6 protein-coding genes, 5 tRNA genes and 1 pseudogene are annotated in these 6,136 nt (G+C 71.5%); 3 read left to right on the top strand and 9 right to left on the bottom strand.

From position 1 onward, the window contains the following. A pseudogene (locus L1885_RS21625) lies at nucleotides 1-430 on the top strand (2-phospho-L-lactate guanylyltransferase); the annotation flags it as partial. A gap of 153 nt (nucleotides 431-583) precedes the next feature. After that, nucleotides 584-787 (top strand): hypothetical protein, encoded by a 204-nt coding sequence (locus tag L1885_RS21620; protein ID WP_235798827.1) that lies wholly within the window; start codon nucleotides 584-586, stop codon nucleotides 785-787. A gap of 188 nt (nucleotides 788-975) precedes the next feature. Here the strand turns inward: L1885_RS21620 and L1885_RS21615 are convergent, their stop codons facing one another. The 4 genes from L1885_RS21615 to leuC all read right to left on the bottom strand — a co-directional run bounded on the left by L1885_RS21615 (nucleotide 976) and on the right by leuC (nucleotide 4,116). Continuing rightward, a complete protein-coding gene (locus tag L1885_RS21615) occupies nucleotides 976-1,587 on the bottom strand; it encodes an HU family DNA-binding protein (RefSeq protein ID WP_235798826.1) in 612 nt (203 codons plus the stop codon). A 141-nt stretch (nucleotides 1,588-1,728) separates the two neighbouring features. Continuing rightward, the gene (locus L1885_RS21610) at nucleotides 1,729-1,956 is read right to left on the bottom strand and encodes an SCO5555 family protein (protein WP_235798825.1); all 228 of its coding nucleotides are present in this window, start codon (nucleotides 1,954-1,956) and stop codon (nucleotides 1,729-1,731) included. 115 nt (nucleotides 1,957-2,071) lie between these two features. Then, nucleotides 2,072-2,680 carry a 3-isopropylmalate dehydratase small subunit gene (gene leuD, locus L1885_RS21605; protein WP_235798824.1) on the bottom strand — a complete coding sequence of 203 codons (609 nt, stop codon included), beginning with the start codon at nucleotides 2,678-2,680 and terminating at the stop codon, nucleotides 2,072-2,074. A gap of 2 nt (nucleotides 2,681-2,682) precedes the next feature. Further along, nucleotides 2,683-4,116: a 3-isopropylmalate dehydratase large subunit gene (leuC, locus tag L1885_RS21600; protein WP_235798823.1), complete on the bottom strand. Its 1,434-nt coding sequence runs from the start codon at nucleotides 4,114-4,116 to the stop codon at nucleotides 2,683-2,685. Nucleotides 4,117-4,291: 175 nt separating this feature from the next. On the opposite strand from leuC, the gene ndgR reads away from it, so the two are divergent. Then, complete coding sequence (gene ndgR, locus L1885_RS21595) at nucleotides 4,292-5,008, top strand: IclR family transcriptional regulator NdgR (RefSeq protein WP_235798822.1); 717 nt, start codon at nucleotides 4,292-4,294, stop codon at nucleotides 5,006-5,008. Nucleotides 5,009-5,351: 343 nt separating this feature from the next. Here ndgR and L1885_RS21590 read toward each other — a convergent pair. The 5 genes from L1885_RS21590 to L1885_RS21570 all read right to left on the bottom strand — a co-directional run bounded on the left by L1885_RS21590 (nucleotide 5,352) and on the right by L1885_RS21570 (nucleotide 5,786). Further along, nucleotides 5,352-5,424, bottom strand: a tRNA-Glu gene (locus L1885_RS21590). 14 nt (nucleotides 5,425-5,438) lie between these two features. Beyond that, nucleotides 5,439-5,510, bottom strand: a tRNA-Gln gene (locus L1885_RS21585). Between the two features lie 13 nt (nucleotides 5,511-5,523). Then, a tRNA-Glu gene (locus L1885_RS21580) sits at nucleotides 5,524-5,596 on the bottom strand. Nucleotides 5,597-5,623: 27 nt separating this feature from the next. After that, nucleotides 5,624-5,696 (bottom strand) — tRNA-Glu (locus L1885_RS21575). Nucleotides 5,697-5,714: 18 nt separating this feature from the next. Next, nucleotides 5,715-5,786 (bottom strand) — tRNA-Gln (locus L1885_RS21570). Nucleotides 5,787-6,136: the final 350 nt, after the last annotated feature.

Below are 6,136 nucleotides of genomic sequence, written 5' to 3'. Positions count from 1 at the left end.
GGTCGTCGGCGACTCCCCCGGCGCCGGCCTCAACGCGGCGCTGGCGCACGGAGCCCGCGCCGCCCTCGCGCGCCGGCCGGGCGCGCCGGTCGCCGCACTCAACGCGGATCTGCCCGCGCTGCGGCCCGCGGAACTGGCCCGGGTCCTGCGCCGTGCGGCCGCTTTTCCCCGCGCTTTTCTCCCCGACGCGGCGGGAATCGGCACGACGCTGCTGGCGGCGGCTCCGGGCCGGGAATTGCGGCCGGCGTTCGGCGGTCCCTCCCGTTCGCGCCACGCGTCCGGCGGTGCCGTGGAAATCGCGCTCGCGGAGGTGGATTCGGTGCGGCAGGACGTGGACACCGCGTCCGACCTGCGGACGGCGGCGGCGCTGGGACTCGGCCCGCACACCGCACGCGTGTACACGGCCCTCTCTGCGCTGATGTCGCCGTAGCGCGGCGACGCTGTTGCCGCGCTGCCTTGGCCGGGGGTGAACGCGCCGCGGGAGCAGGGCGCGGGGCGTGGGGCGCGCAGGTACCCGCCGCGGCGGCCCGGTCGCGGACCGAGGCGCCGCGCGCCGCCGGGCCCGCGCGGTTACGCTGCGAGGATGCAGGCGACCGCGTACACGTATGCCCCCGAGACCCGCAGCGGCAGTGTGCTGCTCGACGACGGCACGCCCGTCGAGTTCGGCGCGGACGCCTTCGACGCGGGCGGGCTGCGGCTGCTGCGGCCCGGGCAGCGCGTGCGCATCGAGACGCGCGGCGAGGGCCCCGCGCTGCGGATCACACTGGTGACGCTGCAGACGTTCTGACGTCCGCGGCCGCCCGCCGACTTCGGCCGCCCGGGGCGGCAGGGAGCGCCCGACGGCCGGCGCGGGGCGCGGAGAGCGTCGCCCCCCGGCGAAGGACACCGGAACGCGCCGCGGGCCGGTCTCCCCGAGGGGAGCCCGGCCCGGCGTGGACGCGGCCAGTGCCGCTTGCTGGGTCTTGCCTGCGCCGCCTACTTCGACCTGGAGGCGGCCTTCTTCGCGGTGGTGCGCGAGGCGGCCTTGCGCGCGGGGGCCTTCTTGGCCGGCGCGGTCTTCTTGGCGGCGGCCGTGGTCTTCTTGGCCGCCGACTTCTTGGCCGTGGCGGTGGTCTTCTTGGCCGCCGACTTCTTCGCGGTCGCCGTGGTTTTCTTCGCGGCGGTCTTCGCCGGCGTCGCCTTCTTGGCGGTGGCCTTCTTGGCCGTGGCCTTCTTGGCGGCGGCCTTGGCCGTCGTACGGGTGGAAGAACCGCCGGAGAGGCTGCCCTTGGGCGCCTTCTTCACGGAGACCTCACCGCCCTTGGGGAGCTTCTTGGAGCCGCTGACCAGGTCCTTGAAGCCCTGACCGGCGCGGAAGCGCGGCACGGAGGTCTTCTTGACCCGTACGCGCTCACCCGTCTGCGGGTTGCGGGCGTAGCGGGCCGGGCGGTCGACCTTCTCGAACGAGCCGAAGCCGGTGACCGAGACGCGGTCGCCGCCCACGGTGGCGCGGACGATGGCGTCGAGGACGGCGTCCACCGCGTCCGCGGCCTGCTGGCGACCGCCGAGCTTGTCCGCAATCGCTTCTACGAGCTGAGCCTTGTTCACGTCTTCCCCTTCGGAGACATTGCCAGAACGAATGTGTTCAAGCCTTTTCGCACGTTAGGCAGATATATACCGCAAATCAAACACGAAACGGGCTAATCACCCTAGTGCCGCAACGAAGTCGACCCGGCGGACTTCCACCGGTCAGTCCTCTTCCGGAAAACGACCCTCGTCGAGATCCGTCAGGAGACGGTCAAGGCGCCTTGCCGCATCCGGGAGATCGTGCTTCGTCGCAGCGGTGATGACCAGCAGCTTCCGTGTGAGCGCCATGCGTACGCCCTCCGCGACTTGCAGTTCACGCACTCTTGTGTGCGCTTCCTTCAGTTGTCCGGCGACCGACTCGTAGAGCCCGAGTTGGCTGTCGCGTTCCATGCACCGATTGTGCCATCTGGGGCGAGTTGTCGCCTCACGGGGGCTCAACATGCAACTGCACCCCCTGCCGGGGGGCAGGGGGTGCAGTAGGGGAAAAGCGCTGATCAGAGGCCGTTCAGGCGGCAATTGTGCGGGGCTTGAAGGCAGGCCGGGAGGCCTCGTAAGCCGCGATGTCGGACTCGTTCTGCAGGGTGAGGCTGATGTCGTCGAGGCCGTTCAGCAGACGCCAGCGGGCGTTCTCGTCAAGGTCGAAATCAGCCGTCAGTTGCTCACCCGCGGCGGAGCCGGCACGCACCTGGCGGCTCTCCAGGTCGACCGTGACCTGCGTGGCCGGGCCGCTCTCCACGAGCGTCTGCAGGCGCTCGACCACGTCCTGCGGCAGGACGACCGTCAGGAGCCCGTTCTTCAGCGAGTTGCCGCGGAAGATGTCGGCGAAACGCGAGGAGATCACGGCCTTGAAGCCGTAGTTCTGCAGGGCCCAGGCCGCGTGCTCCCGGGAGGAGCCCGTGCCGAAGTCCGGACCGGCCACCAGGACGGTCGCGCCCCGGTACTGCTCCTGGTTGAGCACGAAGGACGGGTCCTTGCGCCACGCTTCGAACAGGCCGTCCTCGTAGCCGTCGCGGGTGACCTTCTTGAGCCAGTGGGCGGGGATGATCTGGTCCGTGTCGACGTTGCTGCGGCGCAGCGGGACGGCACGGCCGGTGTGGACGGTGAAGGCTTCCATGGTTATCGCGCTCCAGCGGGCGTGCGGTCGTCGGCGTCGGACAGATCGGCGGGTGAGGCCAGATGGCCCAGTACCGCGGTCGCGGCGGCGACCTGCGGCGAGACCAGGTGGGTCCGGCCGCCCTTGCCCTGCCTGCCCTCGAAGTTGCGGTTGGAGGTGGACGCGGAGCGCTCGCCGGGCGCCAGTTGGTCGGGGTTCATGCCCAGGCACATGGAGCAGCCCGCGTGCCGCCACTCGGCGCCGGAGGCCGTGAACACCTTGTCCAGGCCCTCCTCGACGGCCTGGAGCGCCACCCGGACGGACCCGGGCACGACCAGCATCCGTACGCCGTCGGCGACTTTGCGGCCCTCCAGCACGGACGCCGCGGAGCGCAGGTCCTCGATGCGGCCGTTGGTGCACGAACCTACGAAGACGGTGTCCACCCTGATGTCCCGCAGGGCCTGTCCGGCGCTCAACCCCATGTACTCCAGGGCCTTTTCGGCGGCGAGGCGCTGCGAAGCGTCGTCGTACGAAGCAGGATCGGGGACGCTCTCGGACAGGGGCGCGCCCTGGCCGGGGTTGGTGCCCCAGGTGACGAACGGGGCGAGCTCGGCCGCGTCGAGGAAGACCTCGGCGTCGAAGACCGCGTCGTCGTCCGTGCGCAGCGTCCTCCAGTACGCGACGGCGTCGTCCCAGTCGGCGCCCTCGGGGGCGTGGGCCCGGCCGCGGAGGTAGGCGAAGGTGGTCTCGTCGGGGGCGATCATGCCCGCGCGGGCGCCGGCCTCGATCGACATGTTGCAGATGGTCATCCGGGACTCCATCGAGAGCTTCTCGATGGCGGACCCCCGGTATTCGAGGATGTAGCCCTGGCCGCCGCCGGTGCCGATCTTCGCGATGACGGCGAGGATCAGGTCCTTGGCGGTGACGTCCTCGGGCAGTTCGCCCTCGACCGTGATGGCCATGGTCTTCGGCCGGGCCATCGGCAGCGTCTGCGTGGCCAGCACGTGCTCCACCTGGCTGGTGCCGATGCCGAACGCGAGCGCGCCGAAGGCGCCGTGCGTGGAGGTGTGGGAGTCGCCGCAGACGACGGTGGTGCCGGGCTGGGTCAGGCCCAGCTGGGGGCCCACCACGTGGACCACGCCCTGCTCGACGTCGCCCAGCGGGTGCAGCCGGACCCCGAACTCCGCGCAGTTCTTGCGCAGGGTCTCCAGCTGCGTGCGGGAGACCGGGTCCGCGATGGGCTTGTCGATGTCGAGAGTGGGGGTGTTGTGGTCCTCGGTGGCGATGGTGAGATCGAGCCGCCGGACCTTCCTGCCGCCGAGGCGGAGCCCGTCGAACGCCTGCGGGCTGGTGACCTCGTGCAGCAGGTGCAGATCGATGAAGAGAAGGTCGGGCTCGCCCTCCGCGCGCCGGACGACATGGTCGTCCCAGACCTTCTCCGCGAGTGTCCTACCCATCGCTTTCCCTCCGGCCGGCGCCTTCGCCGGCGCTTGTCGAGACCTGTGAGCCGTGCCCGTCCCCCAACGGGCGGCGGCTGCGGGCTCCCGATCCGCGAGCCCCGTGCGTACACATTGGCAACTTCGGGGGAAAAGTGAACTTGCGTTTCACAGAGTGAGACGCGAATATCGTTGCATGGACAATTCTAGTGGTGTGGGTGTTCTCGACAAGGCCGCTCTCGTGCTGGGCGCGCTGGAGTCCGGCCCGGCCACCCTGGCCGGGCTGGTCACGGCGACGGGCCTGGCGCGGCCGACGGCCCACCGGCTCGCCGTGGCCCTGGAGCACCACCGCATGGTGGCGCGGGACATGCAGGGCAGATTCATCCTCGGACCGCGTCTCGCCGAGCTCGCCGCCGCGGCGGGCGAGGACCGGCTGCTGGCGACGGCCGGCCCGGTCCTCACGCACCTGCGGGACGTGACGGGCGAGAGCGCGCAGCTCTACCGCAGGCAGGGCGACATGCGCATCTGCGTGGCGGCGGCGGAGCGGCTGTCCGGCCTGCGGGACACGGTGCCCGTGGGTTCGACGCTGACGATGAAGGCCGGGTCGTCCGCGCAGATCCTGATGGCGTGGGAGGAGCCGGAGCGCCTGCACCGCGGGCTGCAGGGGGCCCGCTTCACGGCGACGGCCCTGTCCGGCGTGCGCCGCAGGGGCTGGGCGCAGTCGATCGGCGAGCGCGAGCCGGGCGTCGCCTCGGTGTCCGCGCCGGTGCGGGGGCCGTCGAACCGCGTGGTGGCCGCCGTGTCCGTGTCCGGGCCGATCGAGCGGCTCAGCCGCCACCCGGGCCGCATGCACGCGCAGGCCGTGATCGACGCCGCCGGGCGGCTGTCCGAGGCGCTGCGCAGGAACTCGTAGCCCCTGGACGTCCGCACCCGGGACCGCGAGGACTCCCGGTTGCCGCGCGACGCCGGGCCCGAGGACGTGCCGCGGCGGCCGCGCGAGCGCCGTCCCGCCCGACCCCGCGGGGGCCGGGAAGCAGGGTCTGCCCGCGAACCGTTCCCGCCGAAGGGCCGCCGACCGCGGCGCGCACCACGGGTACCGGCACCGCCCGCCCGCGGCACACCCCGCCCGTGCGCGCTCCGCACCGTACCCGGCGGCGAGCACGCGGAGTTCCGGGCGACGGCCGCACCACCGCGTCCGGGGGCGCACACGACGAAGGCCCCCTCCGTGATGGAGAGGGCCTCGGCCTTCTTTCCTGTACCCCCGACCGGATTCGAACCGGCGCTACCGCCTTGAGAGGGCGGCGTGCTAGGCCGCTACACAACGGGGGCCTGGTCTTGCGAAGCTGGGCTACCAGGACTCGAACCTAGACTAAATGAACCAGAATCACTCGTGCTGCCAATTACACCATAGCCCATGGTATAGACCAGTAGCCCCGACCGGATTCGAACCGGCGCTACCGCCTTGAGAGGGCGGCGTGCTAGGCCGCTACACAACGGGGCCCCAGCGATCCTCCATACGGAAGATCCGTACCCCCGACCGGATTCGAACCGGCGCTACCGCCTTGAGAGGGCGGCGTGCTAGGCCGCTACACAACGGGGGCGTTGCAGAAGAATCTGCGCTGGGCTACCAGGACTCGAACCTAGACTAACTGAACCAGAATCAGTCGTGCTGCCAATTACACCATAGCCCACCAAAACACAACCCCCGTGAGGGGACTTGTTTGGTTTGCGCCCCCCGGAGGGCTTGTCTCCCTTGGGCGGCGCAGGAAGAACATTACCCGATGCCGGACACCGCTCCAAAACGAGATCCCGCGCGCACAGCGGGCCGGCGGGAGTCCGGCAGCGGTGATCCGGACCAGCTCAGGGAGGCCGCCCCGGCCGGGCTCGCGGGGACGTCGGGGCCGGGGGCGTGGAGAAGGACGGGCCGCGCCTCCATACGGAGCGGCGGACACCGGCGGCCGGGCCTCCGGCCGCGCCCCGGGACGCGGGCGGCCGGCTCAGCCCCGGTCGGACGCCGAGGGGCGGCCGGCGGCTTTCCGGG

Origin of the sequence: Streptomyces fuscigenes, from assembly GCF_021556455.1 — a bacterium.
GTDB lineage: Bacteria > Actinomycetota > Actinomycetes > Streptomycetales > Streptomycetaceae > Streptomyces > Streptomyces fuscigenes.
The sequence above is the reverse complement of the archived record's forward strand: the minus strand, read 5'-3'. Positions and strand labels throughout refer to the sequence as shown.

Coding starts and splice junctions, on each gene's coding strand:
- L1885_RS21610 (WP_235798825.1), bottom strand. CDS start 1,956: ATGGAACGCGACAGCCAACTCGGGCTCTACGAGTCGGTCGCCGGACAA.
- ndgR (WP_235798822.1), top strand. CDS start 4,292: ATGGACAATTCTAGTGGTGTGGGTGTTCTCGACAAGGCCGCTCTCGTG.
- leuC (WP_235798823.1), bottom strand. CDS start 4,116: ATGGGTAGGACACTCGCGGAGAAGGTCTGGGACGACCATGTCGTCCGG.
- leuD (WP_235798824.1), bottom strand. CDS start 2,680: ATGGAAGCCTTCACCGTCCACACCGGCCGTGCCGTCCCGCTGCGCCGC.
- L1885_RS21620 (WP_235798827.1), top strand. CDS start 584: ATGCAGGCGACCGCGTACACGTATGCCCCCGAGACCCGCAGCGGCAGT.